Here is a 22,392-nt window from a genome sequence, read left to right on the forward strand (position 1 = left end):
CTTCTCTTCTTATTCGATTATTATCGAAAGCATCAGCACTCCCATGCAACTCGTTCTCTTGACGCCAAGGTTTACGGCTAGAAGACCGATTAGGGTCGCCCCAGTTAAGACAAGGAGACCAAAAAAGCCGTCAAAAAAGTAGGAAAGGACAAGGAGAAAGAGAACCACAGCTATGTTGAGTGTCCTGTAGGGTATTTGGGAGATGATACTCAAAATAAGATCCGCAAGGGCCTCTCCATAGGCCAGAACTACCATCGAGACAAAAAGGGCTGCAAGAAGATAAAATCGAAGGGCTTCTTCTCCAATGGGCGTCATCAGGGCGACGATGCCGTTTCTTATTCTGCCCGTTGCCAAGAAATTCGCAAAGGAGAAAAGGAAGTTTGAAGTGTTGACGGAGAAAACGATTGTAAGGAAAGATCGTTCATCTTGTGAAAAGAAAGAGCCCAGCAAGGCCGCCTGAGAGGCCGTGAAAGCTGGAACGAGTGAAGCAACCATGCCGAGAAGTGTCCCAAGAAAGGAAAAGCCGATGAAGCTTTTTATGCTCATTTTAATGCCCCCATCTCCAGGGTTCAGGCGAGGATTCTTTGAGCCAAGCGCCACAATAAGCACAGGAAGGCCAAAGAGACCCGCGAAGAGGTGGTAGTAAGGCTGGCTGAGTGAGAGCCTAAAGGCAAAGATACCCAAGATTCCCGAAAGAAGAAAGACAAAGAGTGCGAAGAGCTTTCTCCAGCCGCGTTCCGTGAGTATCAGGGTCAAAGCAAGGAGTAGAACAAGGAGCCTGCCAAAATCTGGGCGGTATAGAGGAGCCAGAAAGAGATACAGGGTCATCAGGGGAGCAGCCATTAGTACGGAAAGAAAACTGGCCCAGAGAGCTATCCTAACTACTTCCATCGCTCTGCCCTCGAGAACAAGTCTATGTGCAGGAAGAACACTGAGGGAAGTTCCCTCATCTGGAACGCCGAAGAATGCCGATGGAATGACGTCAAGAAAAGTGTGGGTCAATCCCATGGAAAAGAGGAGCAGGTTACCGTCTACCCCCACACTTGAGAGAAAAGCAGCCAGCGTATTCACGTGGATTCCGGGGGAGATACCGCTCAGCGTTCCGCCGAGGATCCCGGCTAGCATCTCCCGGAGCAAAGGTCATCACCCGAGGCTATTTCAAAGGCCGGCATGCCGCGGTAGGTCGTGAAGATCCCATAGGCCGTGACCGTCTGATTCTCCTCCAGTGAGACTTCAAGGGATTTCCTGAGCTTTAGGAGAACCCAGCAGTTTCCATTAGTAACGTTCGCAAGCCCAAAGCCGTTTTTGTATACTTTAACCCATTCGACCCAGCCACTCACTTTTGCGAATTCCCCCACCTCAAACGAGCAGATTTCATTGGGAAGCTCCTCCCTTGGCGTAACAATCTTGCAATTCATGCAGTAGAGGGAGGATTTCCTCCTGATGGCCTCGAGGTAAACCCTATCTCCTACCCGGGCAGAGAAGCCGTAGAGCCTCAAATCAGTGCAGTTCAGCTTGAGAGAGCTCCCACTCCCAATGACAGTGCAACTTCCAACCGCCACTTCACCAATCTCAGCATGTGAGACGTCCCTGCGTCCTGCATCTCCAATGACTTGTATGTCCTCCTGAGAATCTACAATAAGGGAGAGTTTCGAGTAAGACCGCACTATTCCCACAACGCGAACCCTCTTGCCGAGCTCGAGTTTCGTTCTATAGGGGAGATACAGTACTATTTCCTCGCTGCCGTTCCAGAGTACTGTTTTTGAGCCGGCGTAGATAATGATTCCCTCAACGCTCCAAGGCATACGATCCTCAGGCTTCTCTGAGAATCCAAGGGTCTCGTACCTCACAGGGTAGAACTTCTTCCCGTACCAGATGCCCTCAACCCTAACTAATTCACCTTTTCTTGCATCAATTGGGATTCCCAGTTTTATTTTGCCTGGAGCCAGCAGGTAATGACCGTCTGATGGCCAGTATGCTCCTTCAATTACATCAAGATGGAAAGATGGCTCTGCGGACTCTACTCTTCCTAGACGCATTCTTAACCCGGAAGTGGAATTGAATAACCTCCCCCTTATCCGGTAAACTTTACCCTCCTCAAGAGCTGTATACACTCCCACGACTGTTTCCCCATCGCTCAACACAGAGAAAGAGTCCGAAGAGTAGACACACAATCCGGTGAACTCCTGGAACTCCCGAGTGCTCTCGCCAAGTAGGGCCATGGTACCGAGAACTACGATTGATCCAACTATTAAAACAACTACTAATCTTTTGTTTCTCACCATGATTTTTAGTAATCACAGAGGTTTAAAAAATTTATCCCAAAACCTGCAGCGATGCAGAGGGATACAGAAAGGGGTGGGAGGTTAGTAAACCTCGCCGCTCGGGTAAACAACGATGCCTTCCTCGTTTATTTCGAATGGATACTTCTTCATGGAGTGCTTGGTCTCACGCATCTTTCTGATCAGGAGGTAGCGCTTGAGCTCGACCTCCTTCTCAACGAAGTCGAGAAGGATAACTCCCCTCGCAATGTACTCCTCCATACCGTATCTGCTTATCCTGCCCCTGCTTGGATCGGGAGCTTCAGTGGTTAAGATCGAAGTAACGCCCATCTCCAGGAGTATTGTGTTGAGCTGCAGGAGAACCTCCCTTATTCTGGACTCCTCCTTGAGCCTGAAGGCTATCGACGGGATAGAGTCAATGACGAGCCTCTTCGCGTTTATGGACTTAACCACGCGGTAGATGTAGCGGAGAAAGTCCTCAGCGTTGAGGTTGCCTTCAAGAACGTACTGCTCCTCCGAAGGAAGCCCTACGACGGCACTGACGCCATCAACTATAGCTATCTTTCTCTCCCGTTCATACCTCTCGAGATCCCACCCAAAAGCTCTCATTTCCCTCCTGAGATCCTGTGCTCTCTCCTCAAGGGTAACTATGACCCCTGGCTCGTTGTACAACTCAGCACCTTTATAGACGAACTGAACGCCAAAGGTTGTCTTACCGCTTCCAGTCGGACCGGTAACTAGAACGGTAGTTCCAACAGGAAATCCCCCCTCAATTAAATCATCAAAACCAGGAATCCCACTTTTCACTCTTTTGATAGTGTATTTCGTGACCATTCAAATCACCTTTAAGAGTTCTTTACGAACTCATGTTTTTAATTTCTAATATAACATGTAGAGTCGAATAGATATAAAACTTTTGGGATGCAAGTAGCCACTTCACCCAAAACGGTGAAAAATCGAGAAGTGTTTTGAGGTTTGTAGCTTTCTCTGCTGCAAAGGCTGTAATAAAGACATGGGCATGCTGCATAGAGTTTGAATTAGTAAATCTAATTGCAAACATGCAATGTTCTTGTCAGCAGACAAAACTTTCTTGGGGAAGGAAATTGTTTTATGTTCCAACCAACACCTATTGATGAGAGGTGAGGTCATGCTGGATCCCTTTGGAAGCGAAGCCAAGAGGCTTGTCAAGGAAGAATTCGGTGGAATAAACGAATTGCTTTCAATAATTCCTTCATACATTGGAATAGAGCATGCACTGGAGAGGGTCTCGTGGATAAAATCCGGGGAGATTCCAGAAGACATCCTCGAGCTAAGCGACATCCAGGATTTACTGACATTCTATGCCCTTCTTGGTGCTCTTGCCTTTTCGCCGTACGGAATCGAGATGGAGCTCGTGAGAGAGGCCAATATCAAGATATACTCCGAGCGGATAAGGAGAGCCAGCAAAATAGAAGGAACGGCAATACCGTTGAAGATTGTTGAAAGGGATGAGATTCCCAATAGGGACAGAACAATACTCGAAAGAATCCACCACACCGAACTTCCCCCAAGCGAGAGAGAAAAGCTGAGACTGAGATACAAGACCGGGCTCAAAAAGTTCCTCGAGCTTTGGGACGGGAGCCTCAAAGAAGTCTACATCAGAAAAGGCTACGCTTACCTGACAGGGGAACAGGCGCTGAAGCTGTGGGAGGAGGCCTTTGAGAAGAACTTCGAAAAAGCGGTAAATCTGCTCTACGAGATAAGAGACGAGCTGTCCACCTACTACCTCCAGCTCTATGAGAAGCTGAGCGAGATAGCCCGGGAGTACTTCAAGGAAAGACTCAAGAGGATGGGTTCTGCAGAGGCCCAGCCGCTTCGCTTTGAGCTGTTCCCCCCATGCGTTAAAATCGCCCTTGGCGGCGTCCCCGCTGGTTTGAGGAACTACGCGATAACCGTCCTCCTGACGAGCTTCCTGAGCTATGCGAGGCTCTGCCCCAACCCACCGCGGAGGGACGTCAGGATCAGGGACTGCGTTCAGGATTTAAGCGTAATCGAGAAAGAAATACTTCCCATTATCATAGAGGCAGGAAACAGGTGCAGCCCGCCGCTGTTCGAAGATCAGCCTCACGAGATCAAAAACATCTGGTACCATCTCGGCTTCGGCTTAACAGACAAACCAACGCTCGAGGACAGCGGAAACTCTACATGGTACTTCCCTCCCAACTGCTCCAAAATAAGGGCCAACGCTCCCCAGCTCTGCAAGCCCGACAGACACTGCAGGAACATCAAGAACCCACTAACGTACTACCTGAGACAGCTCTACCTGGAGAACAGAAAGAAAGAGGAGCGCGAAGAGGGTGGTGAAAGTGGCTGAGCTATTTAGGGAGGTCACCAAAGAAGAGAGAGTCCTCTACTACAAAGCCGAATGGAACGCAAAGAAGCTACCGAGGTTCCTAGTTGAGAAGCTGGAAAATAGGGAGTTCGGCTTCGATCACACGGGAGAGGGACCAAGCGATAGGAAAAACGTCTTCATGGACGTCAGAGATCTGGAGGACTACATCAAGGCCACGGCCCCCTATGCGATTTACTCGAGCGTTGCACTGTACGAGGATCCAAAAGGGATGAGCGGCTGGCTCGGTGCGGAGCTGGTGTTCGACATAGACGCCAAGGACTTGCCCCTGAGAAGGTGCGGACACATTCACGAGCACGGAAAGGTGTGTCCAATTTGTCTGGGGGACGCGAAGGAGCTCGCAAGAGACACCCTGGTGATTTTAAAGGAGGACTTCGGTTTTGAGGATGTTCACGTGGTCTATTCCGGGAGGGGTTATCACATAAGAGTTCTCGATGACTGGGCCATCCAGCTTGACTCGAAAGCAAGGGAGAAGATTTTAGCCTATATTTCGGCGACCGAAGAGGTAACTTTCGAAGACATCCAGAGCAGGAAGATAATGCTCTCCTCGGGCTACTTCAGGGTCTTTCGCCTTCGCTTCGGCTACTTCATCGCCCGCGCCAACGAGAATCACCTGCTTAACATCGGGCTGAGAAAAGGGCAGGTGAAGAAGATACTCGAGAGCCGCGATGAGATATACGAGGGCTTCGTCAGAAAGGGTCTTTTAACGGCCTTTCCACAGGGGATAGGATATAAAACACTGACGAGGCTGTTCGCCCTCTCCAGCACTTTCTCAAAGGCCTACTTTGACGGGAGAGTCACGGTTGACGTCAAGAGAATCCTCCGCGTTCCATCCAGCCTGCACTCAAAAGTTGGACTGATAGCGACATACATCGGCTCAGACGAGAGAAAGCTCGAGAAGTTCAATCCCTTCCGCGATGCGGTTCCAAAGTTCAGGGAGGAAGAAGTCAAAGAGGCCTACGAAGAGTGGCTCGAGCTTCACGGGGATGAGCTGTGAACGGAAGGCTGAAAATAATTGTCCCAATGCTCATATGGGGAAGCGTGGGCATCTTCGCTCGTTTTTCCAACCTCTCAGGACTAGGGGTGGCCTTCTTCAGGGTCTCATTAGGCGCGCTGCTACTCTTTCTAACTTTCGGAACCGGGAAGATGGCATGGCTCAGAGAAGTCGGGAGGTCCCTGAAAGAGAAGACGAAGCCCCTCATCGCACTCGGAGTTGCCTTGGCCCTCAACTGGGTATTTCTCTTCACAGCCTTCAACTACACCACGATAGCGAAGGCCGTGCTCGTTTACTACCTCGCCCCGGTCATCGCCACCATAATATCATGGCGCTTCCTAGGGGAGAAGTTAACCCTAAAAAGGTGGGCCCTCATAGGTTTGGCCTTCCTCGGCCTGCTCCTCATAATGAGCGGGGAAAAGCTAAACTTCAACGACAGAGACTTTCTAGGAGTAATCTTCGCACTAACGGCAGCGTTTTTCTATGCCCTTATCCCGAACCTCGGAAGGTTCCTGAGGGATGTTGAGGGCTCGGTTCTAACTTTCCTCCAGCTGGCGATAGCATCACTGGTTCTTGCGCCGTTTATGGTAGTTTCAGGCATTGGAGACCCGGTCTGGTGGGCTATCATAATTCTTGTCGTCATTCATACTGCCCTCGCGCTCTTCTTATACATGGATGGCCTGAAAGATGTTGAGGTCAACGAAGTGGCCATATTGAGCTATCTAGACCCGCTGAGTGCCGTGGTTTACGCGTTCCTAATTTTCGGTGAAGTTCCAGAGCTTAGAACAGTCATAGGCGGTGCGCTGATTCTTCTGGCATCGATGCTAGACGTTTGGGCGAGGGGGTCGTAGCCCGCCTTCTGTGTCAAGGGGTCATTCGACTGAGCGGCCTACCACGGGACTCCCACCGGGAATTCATCGTCCCTTCTTCGGCCTTGCACCCCGCGGGACGGCCGTTTCACCGCTCCCTGACAGGTCGTCTGCGGGTTAGCTCGGGAGCCGTCGCCGGCCCCTTCGCCGCTTTCATCCCCATCCCTGCCAGGGCGTGTCGTTTCTGCGCCGTTGCCCTCCCTCTCGGGAGGTGCCTTACGGCACCGCGGCCCCGGTGCGGTGGGCGGAACTTCCTCGGGAGTGCCCCGAGAGCCCCCGACCCCCTCGCCAAGAAGAGTTATGAAAAAGGGGATAAAAAGGTTTGGTACACCCAGATCACTTCTTCGGAAGCTCCCTGTTTTCCGGGAATCTCGGCTCCTTTGGCCTTCTGAACCTTCCAAGGGGCGAACGCCTCTTGGGTTTAGGCCTGACACGCTTCTTGGATTTTTCTCCAGCTCTCGTGTAGTAGAAAGCACCTGCTATGAAGAGCAGGAAGACCATTATAACGAGAACTATCCACCAGATTGAGGAACCGTTGCCCCCAGAGGTCGTCGTGGTGTTCGACGGACTAGTTGTCGTTGTTGTGGTCGTGGTTGGGGGAGCCGGCGGCTGGAGGTAGAGCTCACCCTTTGAGGTACTGGTTTCATCCATTGAAACGAGCGTAAACTCGTATTCAACAACCTTTCCGACAGGAAGCTTGAACCTGAGGGCTATTTCATTAACACCAGCCTTCAGTGTTTCCTGCAGAGAATCCTTGTAGAGAACCTTACCCCCACTTGTTATCCTGTACGTGAGGATAACGTCAACACCATCCTCACCGGGATTGAGAACCGTGACCTTGAACAGTACCTCCTCATCCGAGAGGCGCTCATAGGTTACGTTTCTGATCACTGCCGGAGCCAGGACTGTATAAGAAACGTTGCCCTCGCCGATTAATCTGCCGTTGAAGGTCAGCTTTATGAAGGCAGTTATGGAGCCCGAAACGTTCGTGAGGAGAGGTACGTCCAGAACATCCGTGCCTCCCTGGATGATTACCGGAGTTGTCATGTTCGATATGAGGGTCTCACCCCGATACGTCTCCACTGTGAGGTTCACGCCTATCGCCCTTTCCGAGAGGACGGTGAGGTAAGCTCTGTTCTCCTCCCCGAGCTTTACTTCATCCGCCTGAAGGGAAAGGCCAACGAGCCTAACTCCAAACTTAACCTGGAACTCCCGGGAATACCTGTAACTATCACCATCGTATTGAATGGAGTACTCAAGCCGGTAGGTGCCCTCTGGGACGTCATAGCCCACGGGGATTTCAAACTTGACGAGGTTATCGCCCGGGGCCATCTCCAGTGTCCTATTTTCGAAGAAGTAGACCATTCCGTTTCCGGTGAACGAAACGGATGCATTAATCGTAACTGCGGAGTGGCCAATGTTGATAACGTGGGAAAAAACAACAAGGGTTTCACCATTCAGGATGTATGGAGAGCCGGGCCTTTCCTTGACGTAGGCTTCGGCCACTTCGAAACGGAGCGGTTCAGATATAACGTTGAGGGGAACCTTGGCGTGGACTATGTACATGGAGCCACCGGCAGTGAATGCCCAGAACTTGAGGTAGAGGGTGTAAGTTCCCCCCTCAACGCTGCCGTTACAGGAAATGTTGTAAAAGAGTGAGTATGTCTTCTGGGGCGACCAGTCGCTGAATATCCTCGGGCTCACTGTAAGATTGAATCCCTGGACAATGTTTCCCTCCGAATCCTCAACCCAGAAGCTCTGGTAGCTGACCACCTTGAAGCTGAATCCACCTGCGTTGGTAAGCTGAATCGTCCCAGTGCTGTAGTCTCCCCTGAGAACGGATATTGTATCGTTAGTCGTGAAGCTCACGAACTGAGCGGAGGAGCCGGGTAGGGTTGAGATAACCAGCAGTAAGGCAATCAACGTGACCGTTGCCTTCCTCATGCGTTCCCACCATTGGTAGTTGTACTTTATCCATATAAAGGCTACTCTCCATAGAAAAGAAGCAGGAGCCCCATAAGAACCAGACCAACAAAAAAAGCCACCGCAAGCCTGTACCAGAGCAGCTTAGAAAAGTGTCCCCTGATTACCAAGGCGAGGATGAGGAGCATGAACCCGTAAAAGATCGTGAAGATTCCGAGGGCCACGTTAAGCCTAACCCCGAGGAGAAGGAGAACACCCAGCAGTGCCCCGGCTAACACCGTCACATGGGGAACTGTAAAGAGGAGATAGTCCCGAAGAACCTTGGTGTCCTCGTTCATACTCATCACTCCGCTATGAATGCGTATGTCGTTGTCGTCGGAAGGGCTTTTCTGATTTTCGGGAGAAGGTATCTTGGGTAAAGTCCCTCGCTTTTGTCCTCCAGTATATCGTATGTGCCGAGAATTTTGTCTATAACCTTGACCTCTACCCTTCCTCTAACCCGGAAGTATCCCCGGTAAGTCGTGCTTATCTCCAAGACTATTGGGACTCTCAAGGTATCCTCCTCACCGTCATCTATAAGGGAACGAAGATACTCGAGCTCAGAGCGTTTAAAATAGTGATAGCTGCCATCGCGGAGCCGAACCTTTGGCTCATCCTCGTTGATGAGCTGGCCGAGTGTAGGTCTTGCAGCGGGCAGATGAAGGTTCACCCGGGCTATTTCCCTATTGAGGATATCTTCGGCTGTGGGCATGTTTTTGCATACGCCTGACACCCAAAAACCTTTGTTTAACACATATTTGTAAATCTATCCAAATGTCATGAACAAAATCTGCAAAATTCTGTCAACCAGTCCCAGTACTGCACGTATTCTCGTCATAATGACAAAAACTCAACAAAAATGCTTTTATTGGATAAATCGTTCAATGAATCGTCATTAAAACTGAACGTTAGCACAGTAAATGGTGGTAAAAATGAACGAAATCACCAAGGTGGAGGGAGCAGATGGAATCTACACCAAATCCCCAAGATTCATTCAGCTGATATTCGTCGACATCAACGGGGTTCCAAAGGGGATGGAGATACCGGCGAGCAGGTACGAGGAAGCAGTAACAGATGGAATAACCTTTGATGGTTCCTCAATCCCAGGCTTTCAGGGAATAGAGGACAGCGACCTCATCTTCAAGGCAGACCCAAGCACCTACGCAGAAGTTCCATGGGAAGGCATAGCGAGGGTTTACGGGTACGTCTATAAAGATGAAAAGCCCTATCACGCGGACCCGAGGGGAGTTCTCAGGAAAGTCCTGGAAAGGCTCGAAAAGGAGGGGTTCACGGCCTACATCGGCCCAGAGCCAGAGTTCTACTTATTCAAAAAGAACGGTTCGTGGGAACTCCACATACCAGACAGCGGAGGTTACTTTGACCTCGTCACACTCGATAAGGCAAGAGCCCTCAGGAGGGAAATAGCACTCTACATGACATCCTTTGGCCTAACTCCTGAAGTTCTTCACCACGAGGTTGGGAAGGCTCAGCACGAGATAGACTTCAGATTTGACGAGGCACTAAAGACGGCAGACAACATCATAAGCTTCAAGTACGTCGTCAAAGCAATAGCAGAGATGCGCGGACTCTACGCGACATTCATGCCCAAACCGCTCTACGGAATGCCTGGCAACGGAATGCACCTCCACATAAGCCTCTGGAAGGACGGGGAGAACGCTTTCAAAGGTGAGAATGGGCTCAGTGAAACGGCCCTGTACTTCCTCGGGGGAATACTCAAGCACGCAAAGGCTCTGGCTGCAATCACGAACCCCACAGTGAACAGCTACAAGCGTCTGGTTCCTGGTTATGAAGCTCCAGTCTACATCAGCTGGGGCTACAGGAACAGGAGCGCACTGGTAAGGGTTCCGGCCTTCTGGGGTAACGGTGCAAGGATTGAATACCGCTGCCCGGACCCGAGCGCAAACCCATACTTCGCGTTTGCAGCGATATTGATGGCGGGACTTGATGGCATTAAGCGGAAGATCGAGCCTGATGCATACGTTGAAGAGAACGTCTACAAGATGAGTGAAAGCAGAAGAGAAGAACTCGGCATCGATACACTACCCGGAAGCCTGGGTGAAGCCCTCGAAGAGCTCAGGAGGGACAAGGTTGTCAAAGAGGCTCTTGGAAAAGCCTACGAAAACTTCATATCCTACAAAGAGCTCGAGTGGGAACGCTACGTTGAATACCTCGAATCAAAGGAGCTGCCACTGGAGACGAAAAAGGTAACAGAGTGGGAACTGGAGAGGTACTTCCACGTCTAATGCACTTCCTCAAGGACAACTTCTTCAGGTTTTTCTTCCTCTTTCATGTGAATGAGCACCGAGCCGCCTATGATAAGGGCTGCCCCAGCGAGCTGTTTTATGGTGAGGATTTCCCCAAATAGCAGAAAGGCCAGAATTATGGCAACGACGGGCTCTATCGTAGCAACTATTGAGGCCCTGCTGACCTCAATCTCCTTTAGAGCATGGTTGTATAGTATGTATCCTAGGAAAGTCGGGAAGAACGCGAGCGCGAAGAGATAGGGAACCGCTCCCGCTGGAACGCTGAAGTCCGCAAACGGCAAGAGGTAAATCATACCAAAAAGCAGGGTGTAGAAGAGTGCCTTTTCAGGCTCTTCCTTTCTGAGGGCGAACTTGGCGAGAACACCATAGAGTGCGTAGGTGAAGCCTGTGAGAAGGCCGAAAATAAGAGCCTTCGTGGAGAACTGGACATCACCCCAGTTGACGAGGAGAACACCAGCCATTACCATTGTCAGCGCGATGACCTTCTCTCTCTTGAGAGGCTCTCTGAAAATCAGTCTGCCCAAGATTATCGAATAGACTGGCGCAGTATAGAGGAGCAGAACTGCAAAAGAAACGGAGGAAATCGTGACCGTATAAAAGTAGAGAGTATAGAACAGGAAGATGCTGAAAAAGCCATAAGCGGCGTAGAACTTTAGGCGAGAACGCTCTATGGAGAAGCTACCTCGAAAGGATAGATAGACCCCCAGGAACATAAGTGCGAAGAGAACGCGGTAAAAAACCATTGTAAACGGGCTGAGCCCAAAGCCATCAAGATACTTGGCAAAGATACCCAGTGTCCCCCACATTGAGGCAGCAAGAAAAACGAAAAGATAGCCTTTCTTCATGGACTCACCTCAGAATTCAGGGCCCAATGGAAGGCGTCTCTTGTGTTCGCTCCTTTTGACGAGTGATTCAACGTATTCAACTTTCTCCAGCGGAATTCCAAGCTCTTCGGCGATCTTATCCTTGGGCATCTTGAGGTCGACGAGACGCCAGAGAATTTCATCGAGCAGTCTGTAGCTTATTCCCAGCTCGTCCTCGTCGGTCTGGCCCTCCCAGAGACCTGCAGTTGGCTTCTTTTGGATGATTCTTTCTGGAACATCCAAACGCTTGGCCAGCTCCCAAACCTCAGTCTTGTAGATGTTTATGAGCGGTGCGTAGTCACTTGCGCCATCACCCCACTTGGTGAAATAACCCGTCAAAAGCTCACTCCTATTGCTGGTTCCAAGGACGAGGTAGTTTCTAGAGTTGGCGTGAGCATAGAGGAGAATCATCCTTGTTCTGGCCATGATGTTCCCCTTGCTTTTAACGTCGAGCTCTCCAACGGCTTTTTCAAACTCATCCACGATGGGCCTTATGTTTATGAGCTTATACTCGATTCCAAGGTTCTCGCAGACGAGTTTTGCATCCTCAACGTCGCCGTTCTCATAGTAGGGCATTATTAAGCCGAGGACCTTCTCCCTGCCAAGAGCTTTAACAGCTAGATAAGCTGTGGTAGCACTATCTATGCCTCCGCTTACTCCTACAACGACACCATTTGCCTTTGCTTCTTCTACTTTCCCTCGGATAAAAGAAACGATTCTCTCAATCACAGCATCGTAGTCCAAACTCCTCATCTCTTACCCTCCTTTACATCCCTTAGGAAGTGAGTGTAACCTATAAAAGCCATAACCGTCCCCACGAGCATGAGCACGAAGGCTATGAGAGAATATATAGCATAGGGATAGTCTTTCGCACTGACGGTGTAGGTATAGTTGACGGTTCCATTAAAAACGTCTATCACTGGCCGGGTCGTGGGTATTATCTTCACGGTCCCATTTAGCTGAGTGTATTTTTCTGTAGCGTTTCCCTGTATTACGGAGAAAGTTGCATTGGACGAAGAGATGATAAGAGTGCGGTTGTAATAGACGTAGCTCTTTTCAAAGTCCTCATCTCCAAGAAAATGCCTGCCCTTACCAAGTGTGCCATTGGATGAGTAGGACTTATCAACCCCATAAAGCCCCATAGCAGAAATTATCAATGCCAAGAGGAGCATTATCAGGCCGGCCCTCAGAAAAGGATACTCAAGCGCCTCTCTCAGTGTTCCCATGGATCTCACCTAAAAGAAAATGTTGAAGAGAAGTCAGTACTTGCCAACGAGGTGGCACTCCGCGAAGTGGTTGTGTTCGTACTCGACGAGTTGCGGATGCTTGACATCACAGAGTCCCTTCTGAGCGTAGATGCACCTCGGGTGGAATCTGCATCCCGGTGGAACCTCGGCGGCGTTTGGAACTTCACCCTTAATTGGAAGCTCCTTGATGACGTTCCTCCTCTCTGGCTTCGGCTCTGGGACCGCAGCGAGGAGTGCCCGAGTGTACGGGTGAAGCGGGTTGTCAATGACTTTCTCAGCGGGACCCATCTCCACGATCCTTCCGAGGTACATGACCGCGATGTAGTCGGCGAAGTATCTGGCCGTTGAGAGATCGTGAGTGATGTAGAGGTAGGTAACGCCCATCTTCTCCTTGAGCTCCTTCATCAGTTCAAGGATCTCTGCCCTGATGGACACGTCAAGCATTGAAACAGGTTCGTCGGCAACTATGAACGTCGGGTTCAATATGAGCGCCCTAGCGATAGCGACACGCTGTCTCTGACCGCCAGAGAGCATGTGTGGGAACCTTCCGACGTAGTCCTCCGGCGGGGTTATCTTGACCATCTCAAGAGCCTTGTAGATGAGCTCCTCACGTTCGGCCTTGGTTTCGCCAATGCCGTGTATGAGGAGCGGCTCCTCGAGGATGTCGAATATCCTGAAACGCGGATTCATCGAGCTGAACGGGTCCTGGAAGATTATCTGAACATGCCTCCTGTAATCCAGGATTTCCTCTTTGGTCTTGATGTTGGTAACATCATTGCCCTCAAGGTATATCTTACCCTCTGTTGGCTCGAGGAGCTTGACTATGAGCTTACCAGTGGTTGACTTACCACAGCCGCTCTCACCAACGAGAGCAAAGACCTCCTGCTTTTCGATCTCGAAGCTTATGCCGTCGACAGCCCTCACGTACCTCTGAGGCTCACCCTTGAGGGCGCTGATGAATCCCCTCTTGATTGGGAAGTGCTTCTTAAGGTTTTCAACTTTGAGTACCGGCTCCGCCATCTCTCACACCTCACAGCAACCAGCATGCGGCGTAGTGATCTTTATCAATCTCCTTTAGCTCAGGCTCCTGCTCCTTACAAACCTGCATCGCGTACGGACACCTCGGGTGGAAGCGGCATCCCTTTGGCGGTGTGATGAGATTGGGTGGCTGTCCCGGAATGAACTCGAGCCTCTCAATGTCTTCGTGGAGCCTCGGTATGGCAGCGAGGAGCTTCTGGGTGTACGGGTGGGCCGGCTCGTAGTAAATCTTCTCGCTGTCGCCTATCTCGATAATCTTACCGGCGTACATTATCGCAACGCGGTCGCTGATCTCAGCGAGAATGCTGAGGTCGTGTGTGATGAATATCATCGACAGCCCGAGCTCCTTCTTGAGCTTCTTCATGAGGTTTATGATCTGCGCCTGCACAACAACGTCGAGTGCCGTTGTCGGCTCGTCGGCTATAACCACATCAGGCTCGAGGAGCAGGGCGGTGGCGATGATGACACGCTGCTTCATACCGCCTGAAAGCTCGTGCGGATAGCGATAGACGATGTCAGGTGGGAGGCCAACGAGCTCAAGATACTTCTGGGCCCTGTCGAGGGCATCGTCCTTGTCCATACCCTTATGGAGTATAAGGGGCTCAGTCATCTGATAACCAACGGTGTAAACTGGGTTGAGGGCGTTCATTGCACCCTGGAATATCATGGATATCTTCTGCCAGCGTATCTCCTTCCTGAGCACGTCCTCCGGAAGACCAACTATCTCCCTCCCGTCTATCTTAATGCTACCGCTGACTATCTTTCCTGGAGAAGTGGGCATTCCCATTAAAGTAAAACCAAGGGAGGACTTGCCGCATCCGCTTTCACCGGCAAGTCCCAGCACTTCACCCTTCTTGAGGTTGAAGGTGATGTTGTCCACTGCCTTGACGACACCTTTGCTGGTGAAGTAATACATCTTGAGATCTTTAACTTCGAGCACGTTCTTAGCCATTTATATCACCTCACAGCCTCCTGAGCCTCGGGTTGAGTATCTTGTCGAGGGCCGTACCTATAAGCACGAAGGTAAGGCCGACCACGGCGATTCCAAGTCCCGGAGGAATGACCCACCACCAGTAACCCTTGGTTGTCGCTGCCTGTGCCTGTGCAGCGTTGAGTATCTGACCCCATGTGACTGCCGTCGGGTCACCGATACCAAGGAAGCTCAGTGAGGCCTCAGCGATAACCGCACCTGGAACGCTAAGAGCTATGACAGCGAACGCATACGGGAGCAGTTGCGGAAGGATGTGCTTGAAGATTATCCTGCCGTTACCGGCACCAAGGGCCTTAGCTGCCTCAATGTAGGTCTGCTCCTTGATCTGAAGCGCCATACTCCTCGAGATTCTCGCTATTCCCATCCATCCAAAGATAACCAACAGCACCACTATGAACCAAAGGGTAATATGTCCGGCAGTGGCACCTATGAGGATAAGTATAGGCAGACTCGGGATGGAGGCGAATATCTCGTTGATACGCATCATGAACTCGTCGGCGTTTCCACCGAGGTATGCACTGGTAACTCCGTAGACGAGACCGATGACCGTGCTGAGGACCGAGACGAGGATACCGATAGTAAGTGAAATCCTGCTACCCCAGATGATACCGGCCCAAAGATCCCTACCGAGGTAGTCGGTTCCCATGGTTCCGTAGGTTCTCCCGAGGAATGTGACCTTTATGTTGTCATACACAACCTTGTTCTGATCGGGAGCGGGATTCTCTATCTTGAGTATGAGCTTATAAGTTCCCGGAAGCGGCTCTGGACTCTCGATGATGTCATCAATGTTCATTCCCGGCTCGACCTTGGCAAAGAGGGGAGCAACCATGTCGCTGATGAGGATTACCTCAAGGGGTACATCAAACATTGTTATCTCTCTACCCTCAGTTACGTTAACAAGCCAGATGTAAACATTAGTTGAGATAGCGCTGTCCCTACCCACGGCAATTGTGGTTGAAGAACTAAGCTGCTTGTTGATGAGGAGCGGAATGGTCTTTCCGTCTGGTCTCTGGAAGTAAACGCTTATCTTTGGAACGGAGACCGGATCATTCAGAGTCACGTTGATGTTCTTAACAATGATACCCTGGGGTCCGAAGTAGTAGTCCTTGGGCAGGACGTATTCAGCTTCGATTACAGTGAGAGTATCACTTGGGTGGCTGATTTTAAGGTCGTTAACGTAGTAAACCTCCTGAGGAACAAGCTTCTGGGAGGTGAACATGTTGTACCATGTTGGCGGGACGTTCTTGGGGTTATCCTCCCAGTACTGGGAGTTCCTCCACTTCTCTGGAAGGTCAGGTATGGTGGTGTACGGTGCAGTGAGTGCAACAATAACAAGGATGATGAGGAGAACCACGCCGGCTATGCCGGTCTTCTCCCTCTTGAATTCATTAAGGAACTCCTTAAATCCCTCTTTAATGTCAACCCATCTCATCGTGAATCACCTCACATCTTAGCGGAAGCACCGACCTTAACACGCGGATCGAGGAATCCATACACCATGTCAGCGAGGACGACTCCCGCTAGGTAGAGCACTGTGAAGAAGTACGTCAGTCCTATGAGGAGGTTGGTCTCATTCTGCTGGAGGGCAACCCAGTAAAGTCTGCCCATTCCAGGGTAGTTGAAGACAAGCTCACTGATTATTGCACCACCGAGCGATCCAAGGAGGGCAAATATAATCATGGTGACTATCGGCGGAGCGGCAGCGCGAAGGGCGTGACCATAAATGATCTTGTGCTCCGGAATACCCTTAGCCCTGGCAGCCATGATGAAGTCCTCCTGGAGGGTACCAATCATGATGTTCCTGGTAGTCCAAGCCCATCCACCGAAGACGACGAAGACGTAGGTGAACACTGGAAGGGCAAGCCTCCAAATAACATCCTTAACATGAGCCCAGCCAGTGAGCTGAGGGTCAAACATCGAGCTCAGTGGGAACCAGCCAAGCTTGTAGGCGAAGATGAGCAGGAACATCATTCCAGTCCACCACATCGGCAGACTGTAGGTAAGCAACGCAAAGACAGACAGAGCCCTGTCGAAAACGCTACCCGCGTGTCTGGCTGCCCTAACTCCGAGGAAGATACCAAGGATGATGACTATTATAGTCGCAGTTGTGAAGAGCAGAACACTCCTCGGGACGGCAACTTTAATGATATCCGAAACGTTGTTTGTACCGAAGATGGGCATACTCGTGGTTCCGAAGTCAAGTTTCAATGTACGAACCGCTTTATTGTATACCTTCTGCCAGTAGGGAATGTTCAGCTCGTACTTTCCTTCAAGGGATGCCTGTTTGACAGCTTTGGCCGCTTCAAAAGCCTCCAAGCCCTGGCTCTGCTTAATTTTAGCACCCTCAGTCCTTTCCCACTGCATTAGTTCTTCATACATTTTTGATCTGTTGCTTTCCTCGGCAACCTTAACGAAGAGCGCCGAGATAATAAATGTCACTATCAAGAGAACGATAATTGCGTTCACGATTCTAAACGCAAGGTACTTGAGATACCCCATCCTTTCACCCCCACGCAGGTTGCTCGTGTTTGATGCATCTTTTTCAGCATTGTAAAACTGGCTTTATATATCTTACTGCATCGATGTACACATTTTCACAGAATGCACAGAAAAGTTGATTCCCTCACCAGAAGGCAGCATCACAAGAACGGTTAAGACGGAATCAACAAAACAGAAACAAAAAAGGGGAAAGAACGAAATCACTTCTTCTTGGTGAAGTACCAGGCTGCGCCGGCAATGAGGATTATCACGAGGCCGACGACGACATAGGTGGTCGTGTTGTCCTTCGGTGGGGCGGTGGTCGTGGTGGTCTCCGGCTGGGTGGTCGTAGTCTCCGGACTGGTGGTCTCTGGGCTGGTGGTCTCCGGTGAGGTGGTGGTCGGAGTCTTGGTAACATCGTCCCAGGTGAGACCAGAGATCTTCAGGATGACGGTAGCGAGGTCGTCGACGTGCTCCTTGGTGAGGAGGTCGAGCCAGAGGACACCCTCTCCAGCGCTGCTGAAGGAGTAGGTCTTGTCAATGCCGTACTCATTGCTCTTGGCGACGAGCTCACCCATGGCCCAGTAGAGCTCCCACGGGAGGCTCGGGTAGAAGATGTAGAATCCTGCAGTCATGTCGTCGGCGAGCGGGTGCTCGTAGGTACCGTAGGCAACGTAACCGTCGTCGGTCCACTGGAAGCCGAGAACGTTCTGGAGTGCAGCGGCGGTTCCACCAAGGCCCTCGTCGTAGTACGGGTCGTCAGCACCGTCCTTGTAAGCCCAGGTATAGAGGAATGCAATGTAGTACTTGATGTCGTCAACGCTGCCCTTCACGCCGTTGTGCCATTCGCCGATGTCACACTTGACAGTGACCTTAACACTGGCAGTGGAGCCAGCGTTGGCAGCAATCCAGCCCTGAGTCTGGTTGTAGATGACCGCGTCCTCAGGAACGGTGAACTCGCCCCTCTCAAGGGTCCAGGTACACCTGTACGGGGTGTAGATACCGTCAAAGTTGGTGGTACCACCAAAGTCCCTAATGAAGTTCCAGACCCTGACGCTGTAAACGTCGCTCAGACCGCCAACTGGGTTGAAAGCGCTCATGAACATAGCACCGGTTGAAGCGAACTGGGCAATCTTAAGGTGCTTGTCCGGAGTCTCAGCGGTCATGATGCTCCAGCGCTGGCCGATACCGGTGCTGGCCTCAGGGATAATCTTAACGACCCTCTGCTTGTTGGCCGGGTAGAACTCCCAGGTCTCAATGAGGAAGACCCTCTCGCTCTCCATGACGCCGATGAGCATGCTTATCTTCTGGAGATCCCAGTACTGGCCGGCAGTGGTTATCGTAATTGGCTCCTCCGGAATGAGGTCCGGGTTAATGTGTGGGGTATCACCAGCACCTGACGTGGTGAAGTATGTCAGCAGGTAGGTAAGCTCCTCCTCAGTCCACTTGAGCATCGGGCCAAGGCTGTCAGCGTTCTTGTAATACTCAGTGCCGAGCTTCTGGAGGCCAGCGTTAACATCGCCGTTGCCGATGTACTTGAGGGCCTCCTCAACGGTCACAGTGTTAACGTGCTTCGGCTCGACGGCACCCGGAACGTAACCGTACCAGGCAGCATAGAACCAGGCAGTGTAGTCGTCAATCCAAACGCTTGGGATACCGCTGGTACCCCATCCACCGGTGTAGATGTTCCACTCGTAGTTGCTGGGCGGCTTGGCGAAGACGACCTGACCGGCCTTCTGCCTGTCCCAGAGGAGCCTGTCAACAGTGAATCCGACCTTCTTCTCGAGGAGGTCGGCAACGTAGAGACCAATCTCCTTCCTCTCATCCTCGATACGAATGATGAACTTGATGGTAATGGGCTCACCGTTGAAGTACCACATTCCATCCTTCTTCTCAAGGGTGTAACCGTACTGGGCAACCTGCTGGGCAGCCTTGTTCAGGGCATCGTCAATCATCTTGAGAGCAAGATCCTCGTTGCCGCTGGTGCTCATTCCAAGGGCCTGATAGACCGGCTCGAAGTACTTGTTGGCCGGGTGGCTGGGCCTGATACAGCCAAGCATTGGAGCACCGCTACCCTGGTAGATGTTCTGGACGATGTAGTCCCTGTCGATGAGCCAGTTCATGGCAAACCTAACTTCCCTGATGGCGAACGGGTTGAAATAAACCTGGTCACCAACGGTGACGATCGGAGCATCCTTGTCTGGGTCGTGATAGGTGTTGAAGGTTAGCTCATTGTAGGAGCTGGCACTCTTGTACAGGTTGAGGTTGGTAAGAACATCGGCACCAAGACCCTGGTACCTACCAGCCGGGAAGGCAAACATACCAAGGTCGTACTCACCCTTGGCGATCTGGAGAATGACATTCTCGGGGTTCTGGACACCCTGGTATTCAATAACATCAGCGTATCCATCCTTCGGAAGGGTATCTGTGTAGATGGTCCTTGCACCATTGAACTTCTCAAGCTTGAGGTAAAGGTTCTCCGGAGAGTACATGACGAGGATGTATGGACCATTGCTAATCACAAAGTGGCCGTACTGGAGGTACCACTGGAGGTCAGCCTTGAACCTCTCGGTAGCAGTGTCAAGCGGTATGTCCTTGGGGGTGTAGTCCACTGCATTCACTGGATTCACAAAAAACAAACTAAACAACATCAGACCCATAACAAACAATCCCAAAGCCTTCTTCATATTCCACTGCCTCCTTCATTTTTTGGCAATGTTGCCACATGTGGTGTATAATGGCATGACAATATACATTGAAAGCCTATTTAAGGGTTACGTTCTTGTAAAAGTATTCCCAATGAAAAAAAGCATTCCTGGCAGAGATCACCAGTTTTAAAGTTTTTGTTGCCTTATTTTGAATTTGCGTCTTCTAGAGACAGTTTTATTAAAAACAAATAGTTAAAACAAGATAAATCACGAAAAAAAGATTTCACAATTATGGGGAAAGCCGAAAAAATCGTTAGCTACCTTTTAGACAGTCAGGGAAATAGGCAAGGGGGCAAAAAACTTAAAATCCTTAGGTCTTCATCCCCGTGCGGGCACTATGTATGACCTAGTTCTAAAAGGAAAGCTTCTGAAAGATGGAAAACTGATAGAAGGAAACATAGGGATTCTCGATGGTAGAATCTCCCGAATTTCCCGCAGTGACTTGAGGGGAGAAGATGTGCTACAGATTGACCGGGGAAGAATTATCCTTCCCGGATTGATAGATGTTCACGTCCATCTCAGGGACTTCAGGCAGAAATCAAAGGAGACCATCAGAACAGGAACAATGGCAGCCCTACACGGCGGGATAACCACAGTTTTTGACATGCCCAACACGGACCCACCGATAACTAACTCGGAGACCTTTGAGTTCCGCGAGGCTACGCTCAGGAGAAAATCCTACGCGGACTATGTCATAAGTTTCATCATCGCCGGGAATTGCGAAGAGGCAAAAAAAGTACAGGCAGGCTTCTACAAAATATTCATGGGCACCTCTACAGGGGGCATATATTCTGAGGACTTTGAGAGTGACTACGCCTGTGCGCCCGGTATAGTCAGCGTTCATGCCGAAGACGCAAGAATAATTCGGGAAAAACCAGAGAGACCACCGGAGGCTGAAGTCAGGGCAATAAAAGAAGCTCTCGAAGCAGCGGAAAGGCTGAAAAAGCCTCTCAATATCTGCCACGTCTCGACAGCCGATGGCATGAAGCTAATCATGAAGAAAAACCTTCCGTGGGTGAGTTTTGAGGTGACACCCCATCACCTCTTTCTCACGAGAAAGGACTACGAGAGGAACCCGCTTCTCAAAGTTTACCCTCCTCTGAGAAGGGAAAGTGACAGAGCGTTCATGTGGAAGAACTTCAGCAAGATCCCAATCATAGCGAGTGACCACGCCCCACACACACTTGAGGACAAGGAAAATGGGGCTGCAGGGATTCCAGGACTTGAAACCGAAGTTGCCTTACTTCTCGATGCTGCGAACAGAAGGATGATCAGTCTTAAGGACATCGTCGAGAAGATGCACACTAATCCTATTAGAATATTTGGAATAAGAAACAAAGGCCTGGAGGTTGGGAAGGACGCGGATTTCGCTATCATTGATATGAAAGAGGAGTGGGTCGTAAAGCCAGAGGAGTTCTACACCAAAGCAAAATGGAGTCCATGGGAGGGTAGAAAGCTTAGAGGAAAGGTCGTAATGACCGTTCTCCGTGGGAGCGTTGTTATGGAGGAAGATGAAATCATAGGAAAGCCGCAGGGGGTTAGGATCAATGCTGGAAAGGGTTAAGCTCAGAGAAGTTTGGAAAGTTGCTAGGGACGTGAAGGCATTTAGATTTGAGAGGGACTTTGATTTCAAAGCGGGCCAGTTCATCATGGCATGGCTTCCTGGGGTTGGGGAAAAGCCCTTCAGCCTAGCGGATAGGGATTTCATAGTCGTCAAGCGCGTTGGGCCGTTTACGAGCAGGCTCTTTGAGCTGGACGAAGGAGATTACATCTGGATCCGCGGCCCATATGGCAACAGCTTCGATCCAAAGGGGAAGAAAATAGCCCTCATCGGCGGCGGCATAGGCCTCCCACCGCTCTACGCATTCGCCAAGCGGAACGCAGAGAAGTTCGAGAAAATCACGCTCATCTACGGTGCCAAAACAAAGGAAGAACTGGCGCTCATGGACATCGAGAGATACGTCGATGAAATCGTGGTAACCACCGACGACGGCTCGGCTGGAAGAAAAGGCTTTCCGACGGATGTTCTCGCAGAGAGGAAAGAAGAATTCGACCAAATCTACGCCTGCGGCCCGGAGCCTATGCTAAAAGCCGTATTACGGATCATGGACTACAGAAACGTCCAAGTTTCCGCGGAGAGGTACATGAAGTGCGGCATAGGAGTATGCGGCAACTGTGCACTGGGACCATATCTCGTTTGTAAAGATGGTCCCGTCTTCGACGGCTCAAAGCTCATGGAACTTCTTTGACCAATCATATTTTTAAACTCCTTTTCTCCTCCACCCT

20 protein-coding genes and 1 other RNA gene are annotated in these 22,392 nt (G+C 50.7%); 6 read left to right on the forward strand and 15 right to left on the reverse strand.

Going from position 1 to position 22,392, the window contains the following annotated elements; translation table 11 throughout:
• Positions 1 to 9: 9 nt before the first annotated feature.
• The 3 genes from E3E32_RS07095 to E3E32_RS07105 form a co-directional block, all read right to left on the reverse strand.
• The gene (locus tag E3E32_RS07095; RefSeq protein WP_370456362.1) at positions 10 to 1,125 is read right to left on the reverse strand and encodes a tripartite tricarboxylate transporter permease; all 1,116 of its coding nucleotides are present in this window, start codon (positions 1,123 to 1,125) and stop codon (positions 10 to 12) included.
• Entirely contained in the window at positions 1,119 to 2,285 is a 1,167-nt protein-coding gene (locus tag E3E32_RS07100) for a hypothetical protein (RefSeq protein WP_240910602.1), read from the reverse strand. The genes E3E32_RS07095 and E3E32_RS07100 overlap by 7 nt, the downstream gene beginning before the upstream one ends.
• A gap of 81 nt (positions 2,286 to 2,366) precedes the next feature.
• Entirely contained in the window at positions 2,367 to 3,116 is a 750-nt protein-coding gene (locus E3E32_RS07105) for an ATPase domain-containing protein (protein ID WP_012572741.1), read from the reverse strand.
• 313 nt (positions 3,117 to 3,429) lie between these two features.
• On the opposite strand from E3E32_RS07105, the gene priL reads away from it, so the two are divergent.
• Genes priL through E3E32_RS07120 form a run of 3 tightly spaced genes read left to right on the forward strand, consistent with a single transcriptional unit; the run spans position 3,430 to position 6,516 of the window.
• Entirely contained in the window at positions 3,430 to 4,635 is a 1,206-nt protein-coding gene (gene priL / locus E3E32_RS07110) for a DNA primase large subunit PriL (RefSeq protein ID WP_167731151.1), read from the forward strand.
• Complete coding sequence (gene priS / locus E3E32_RS07115) at positions 4,628 to 5,668, forward strand: DNA primase catalytic subunit PriS (protein ID WP_167731575.1); 1,041 nt, start codon at positions 4,628 to 4,630, stop codon at positions 5,666 to 5,668. Before priL ends, priS begins: the two co-directional genes overlap by 8 nt.
• Positions 5,665 to 6,516: a DMT family transporter gene (locus E3E32_RS07120; RefSeq protein ID WP_167731152.1), complete on the forward strand. Its 852-nt coding sequence runs from the start codon at positions 5,665 to 5,667 to the stop codon at positions 6,514 to 6,516. Before priS ends, E3E32_RS07120 begins: the two co-directional genes overlap by 4 nt.
• Here the strand turns inward: E3E32_RS07120 and rnpB are convergent.
• The 4 genes from rnpB to E3E32_RS07140 all read right to left on the reverse strand — a co-directional run bounded on the left by rnpB (position 6,502) and on the right by E3E32_RS07140 (position 9,208).
• An RNA gene (gene rnpB, locus E3E32_RS07125) (RNase P RNA component) lies at positions 6,502 to 6,823 on the reverse strand. The two genes, E3E32_RS07120 and rnpB, sit on opposite strands and share 15 nt — an antisense overlap.
• 47 nt (positions 6,824 to 6,870) lie before the next feature.
• On the reverse strand, positions 6,871 to 8,478 hold the full coding sequence (locus E3E32_RS07130; protein ID WP_167731153.1) for a hypothetical protein: 1,608 nt from the start codon (positions 8,476 to 8,478) through the stop codon (positions 6,871 to 6,873).
• 41 nt (positions 8,479 to 8,519) lie between these two features.
• Entirely contained in the window at positions 8,520 to 8,801 is a 282-nt protein-coding gene (locus E3E32_RS07135) for a hypothetical protein (protein WP_370456363.1), read from the reverse strand.
• The gene (locus tag E3E32_RS07140; protein ID WP_167731154.1) at positions 8,801 to 9,208 is read right to left on the reverse strand and encodes a DUF61 family protein; all 408 of its coding nucleotides are present in this window, start codon (positions 9,206 to 9,208) and stop codon (positions 8,801 to 8,803) included. The genes E3E32_RS07135 and E3E32_RS07140 overlap by 1 nt, the downstream gene beginning before the upstream one ends.
• 220 nt (positions 9,209 to 9,428) lie before the next feature.
• On the opposite strand from E3E32_RS07140, the gene glnA reads away from it, so the two are divergent.
• The gene (gene glnA / locus E3E32_RS07145) at positions 9,429 to 10,760 is read left to right on the forward strand and encodes a type I glutamate--ammonia ligase (protein WP_167731155.1); all 1,332 of its coding nucleotides are present in this window, start codon (positions 9,429 to 9,431) and stop codon (positions 10,758 to 10,760) included.
• Here the strand turns inward: glnA and E3E32_RS07150 are convergent.
• The 8 genes from E3E32_RS07150 to E3E32_RS07185 all read right to left on the reverse strand — a co-directional run bounded on the left by E3E32_RS07150 (position 10,757) and on the right by E3E32_RS07185 (position 20,019).
• Positions 10,757 to 11,626, reverse strand: a complete 870-nt coding sequence (locus E3E32_RS07150; RefSeq protein WP_167731156.1) for an EamA family transporter — start codon at positions 11,624 to 11,626, stop codon at positions 10,757 to 10,759. The two genes, glnA and E3E32_RS07150, sit on opposite strands and share 4 nt — an antisense overlap.
• A 9-nt stretch (positions 11,627 to 11,635) precedes the next feature.
• Complete coding sequence (locus E3E32_RS07155) at positions 11,636 to 12,397, reverse strand: NAD+ synthase (protein ID WP_167731157.1); 762 nt, start codon at positions 12,395 to 12,397, stop codon at positions 11,636 to 11,638.
• Positions 12,394 to 12,870 (reverse strand): hypothetical protein, encoded by a 477-nt coding sequence (locus E3E32_RS07160; protein ID WP_167711430.1) that lies wholly within the window; start codon positions 12,868 to 12,870, stop codon positions 12,394 to 12,396. The genes E3E32_RS07155 and E3E32_RS07160 overlap by 4 nt, the downstream gene beginning before the upstream one ends.
• 33 nt (positions 12,871 to 12,903) lie before the next feature.
• Positions 12,904 to 13,911 carry an ABC transporter ATP-binding protein gene (locus tag E3E32_RS07165; protein ID WP_167731158.1) on the reverse strand — a complete coding sequence of 336 codons (1,008 nt, stop codon included), beginning with the start codon at positions 13,909 to 13,911 and terminating at the stop codon, positions 12,904 to 12,906.
• 10 nt (positions 13,912 to 13,921) lie between these two features.
• Positions 13,922 to 14,881 carry an ABC transporter ATP-binding protein gene (locus E3E32_RS07170; protein ID WP_167731159.1) on the reverse strand — a complete coding sequence of 320 codons (960 nt, stop codon included), beginning with the start codon at positions 14,879 to 14,881 and terminating at the stop codon, positions 13,922 to 13,924.
• A 10-nt stretch (positions 14,882 to 14,891) separates the two neighbouring features.
• A complete protein-coding gene (locus E3E32_RS07175) occupies positions 14,892 to 16,352 on the reverse strand; it encodes an ABC transporter permease (protein ID WP_167731160.1) in 1,461 nt (486 codons plus the stop codon).
• 11 nt (positions 16,353 to 16,363) lie between these two features.
• Positions 16,364 to 17,419, reverse strand: a complete 1,056-nt coding sequence (locus E3E32_RS07180) for an ABC transporter permease (protein ID WP_167731161.1) — start codon at positions 17,417 to 17,419, stop codon at positions 16,364 to 16,366.
• Between the two features lie 200 nt (positions 17,420 to 17,619).
• Positions 17,620 to 20,019 carry an ABC transporter substrate-binding protein gene (locus E3E32_RS07185; protein ID WP_370456364.1) on the reverse strand — a complete coding sequence of 800 codons (2,400 nt, stop codon included), beginning with the start codon at positions 20,017 to 20,019 and terminating at the stop codon, positions 17,620 to 17,622.
• A 424-nt stretch (positions 20,020 to 20,443) separates the two neighbouring features.
• On the opposite strand from E3E32_RS07185, the gene E3E32_RS07190 reads away from it, so the two are divergent.
• Positions 20,444 to 21,670 (forward strand): dihydroorotase, encoded by a 1,227-nt coding sequence (locus E3E32_RS07190; protein ID WP_167731163.1) that lies wholly within the window; start codon positions 20,444 to 20,446, stop codon positions 21,668 to 21,670.
• Entirely contained in the window at positions 21,654 to 22,355 is a 702-nt protein-coding gene (locus E3E32_RS07195) for a dihydroorotate dehydrogenase electron transfer subunit (RefSeq protein WP_167731164.1), read from the forward strand. Before E3E32_RS07190 ends, E3E32_RS07195 begins: the two co-directional genes overlap by 17 nt.
• Positions 22,356 to 22,392: the final 37 nt, after the last annotated feature.

Source organism: Thermococcus sp. GR6 (genome assembly GCF_012027415.1).
GTDB lineage: Archaea > Methanobacteriota_B > Thermococci > Thermococcales > Thermococcaceae > Thermococcus > Thermococcus onnurineus.